This window comes from Microbacterium sp. Bi128 (genome assembly GCF_918698205.1).
Genome location: NZ_CAKKMM010000638.1, coordinates 1 through 2,814, shown reverse-complemented (window position 1 = coordinate 2,814; position 2,814 = coordinate 1). Strand labels below are relative to the sequence as shown.

Below are 2,814 nucleotides of genomic sequence, written 5' to 3'. Positions count from 1 at the left end.
GGGGTAGTAAACACCCGCGAGCAGTCCCCGGCCACGGACCGTGGCGCCTTCGACGCCCGCTGCGATCTGGGTAAGCCCCTCGTGGAGCTGGGAAATGAGCCCCGCGACGCTTGACTGGAAGCTGCCGTCCCGCCAGTAGTGCTCCAGGGCAGCGGCGCCGGTGACGAATGCCGGGTTGTGCCCCCGGAAAGTTCCGTTGTGCTCGCCAGGCTTCCAAATATCCAGTCCGGGTTTGAACAGTGTCAGTGCCAAAGGCAGTCCAAAGCCCGAGATGGACTTCGACAGGCAGACGATATCCGGAGTGATCCCCGCCTCCTCGAAGCTGAAGAAGGTCCCGGTCCGTCCGCAGCCGGCCTGGACATCATCCACGATGAGCAGGATGTCGTGTTGCCGGCACAGCTCGGCAAGGCCTCGCAGCCAGGACACCCGGGCGGCCCTGAGCCCACCCTCGCCCTGGACGGTTTCCACGATCACCGCTGCGGGCTTATCGATGCCCGATCCCCTGTCCTCCAGGGCTTGCCGGAGCCACAGAAAGTCCGGCATCTGACCATTGAAGAACCCGTCATAGGGCATGCTCGATGTGTTCGTCAGCGGGACGCCGGCTCCCTGCCGTTTCATTGAATTGCCCGTGACCGACAACGATCCCAGGGTCATCCCGTGAAACGCGTTGGTGAAGCTCAGGACATGCTGCCTGCCGGTAACCTTCCGGGCAAGCTTCAGGGCTGCCTCCACTGAATTTGTTCCCGTCGGTCCGGGGAACATGACTTTGTAGTCCAAATTCCTGGGCTCGAGGATCAACTCCCGGAAGGTTTCCAGGAAGCGCCGCTTGGCCGGTGTTTTCATATCGAGTGAATGAACGATTGCGCCGGAGAGAAGATAGTCCACCAGCGGCTGCAGCAGCACCGGGTTGTTGTGCCCGTAGTTCAGTGCTCCGGCACCGGAAAAGAAGTCCAAATATTCTCTGCCGTCTTCACTGTAGAGGCTGCTGCCGGACGCACGTTCAAACACGGTGTCCCAACTGCGGCAGTAGCTGCGGACCTCAGACTCCAAGCTTTCGAAGATATCCATCTGTCGATGTCCCCCGTACTTCCGACTAGCGAAGTTGCCCGAGCGCAAACACAACCCGGGTTCCCGGATGACGGGCGCGGGGAAGGGGACAGCGCAGCGCCTGTGGCGCACTGACCTTTGCTTCACGGGGCCCGTATTTACTCCCGCATAGAGGTGCTCTAGGCGGGAACTGGGCAGATCCTAGACGCCTGCCCAAATGCTTTTCCGTTTCTTATCGTAAACTCAGGAAACTCACAGCACCTGAGTAGCGGGTACCTGTCTTTTCCCCTCAAACGGCTGATTAACTACCCGATTCGGCAGGGTTTCTCACCTTTGAAGGCCCCGGGCTACTCGGAAAAATGCCGGCTGCCGGGCATCCGGCGGACATGGGCGCCGGCGCCATGGACATCCGACTTCCTCTCCCAACGGGGCCGGCGAACGCGGCGAGGGATGGGACACCGTTTTGAGAGTCGTTTGAAAGGCGAAGCTGGTGTTTAGCCGGTCTTGGCCATCGCGTAGGCCACGGTGCCGTAGGCCAGGGCGCCGGACATTTCGGTGAGCAGTTGCGGGTTGGTGTTGGCGATGGTGTCGCAGGCCTCGTGGTAGCAGGGATCCAGGTCCTTGCCCGCCACCCCGCCATAGGCCTGCGCCTGGGCCTGGGTCTTCTTCTCGACATCGCCGGTGAACAGCCCGCCGCCGGGAATGCCGGCCGAGAGGAAGGCGTCGTAGTCCGAGCCGCCGTCAAAGGGCGTGGTCTCTGCCGGCAGCGCGTTCTCCTGGAAGTACCGGAACAGGATGTCCTCGATCGCCTTGGACCCGGCCGGGCCGCCGTCGCCGAAATCCGATCCGTCCCCGTCATGCACGGACCGCACACCGTTGGGCGAGGCCGCCATGTCCACGTTCAGGTTCGCGGCGGTCTGGCCGATCTCGGCCGCACTCAGTTCGTCGACGTAGTGCTGGGACCCGTACAGGCCGTCCTCCTCGCCGCCCCAGAACGCGAACCGGACCCGGTTGGCCGGGGTGATCCCGGCCTCCTTCATCCACCGCGCGGTCTCCAGGACGGCCGCGACCCCGCTGGCGTTGTCGTTGATGCCCGGGCCCTCCTGCACGGAGTCCAGGTGCGCGCCCACCACCACGGTGTGCCCGGCACTGCCCCCGGTGTCGGCGAGGATGTTGAAGGACTCCACCGTCTTGCCGCGGCGGCCGTCCTCTTTGAACGTGAAGCTCTGCCGCACCGGTTCATACCCGGCGGCGCGCAGCTGTTCCTCGACGTAGCGGGCCGACTCCTCATACCCCGAGGTGCCCGAGGCCCGGTTCCCGCCGTTGGCATCGGCCACCCGCTGCAGCGCCTGCAGGTGCCCCACCATGTCCCGGGACTTGAACGCCGCCAGCACCGTGCGCGCATCCACCGTGCTCGCCGGGGTTAGCTGCGGGACCGCAGTACTCGGGCTGGCGGACTCGGCGGGTGCGGCGGATTGGCTCGTCCCGCCGCCGGATTTGCTCGGTGTGCCACCTGAGGGTGTGCCAGATGGTGTGCCACCGGACGGAACGCCGGCCGACGGGATGCCAGCCGCGACACCGGAGGTACAGGCCGACGTCGAGAGCAGGACCAGGGCGAAGAGCGAGGGAAGTACGTGCTTGCGGAGAGTGATCATGCCGGGAGCCCATCACTAGTCGGTACAAGTTCGCTTGCTCCGGCTCGATTGGTCAGGACGCTCGCCACTGACGCTCCAGTAAGTCGCGGCCACCATCGCCCGGCAAATACTC

The 2,814-nt window shown here is 64.5% G+C and carries 2 protein-coding genes; both read right to left on the bottom strand.

All coding sequences use genetic code 11. The features are described from left to right. The coding region (gene ectB, locus LQV45_RS24125; RefSeq protein ID WP_230009154.1) for a diaminobutyrate--2-oxoglutarate transaminase at positions 1-1,068 on the bottom strand (1,068 nt) is incomplete at its 3' end. A gap of 473 nt (positions 1,069-1,541) precedes the next feature. Then, complete coding sequence (locus LQV45_RS24120) at positions 1,542-2,702, bottom strand: M20/M25/M40 family metallo-hydrolase (RefSeq protein ID WP_230009153.1); 1,161 nt, start codon at positions 2,700-2,702, stop codon at positions 1,542-1,544. Positions 2,703-2,814: the final 112 nt, after the last annotated feature.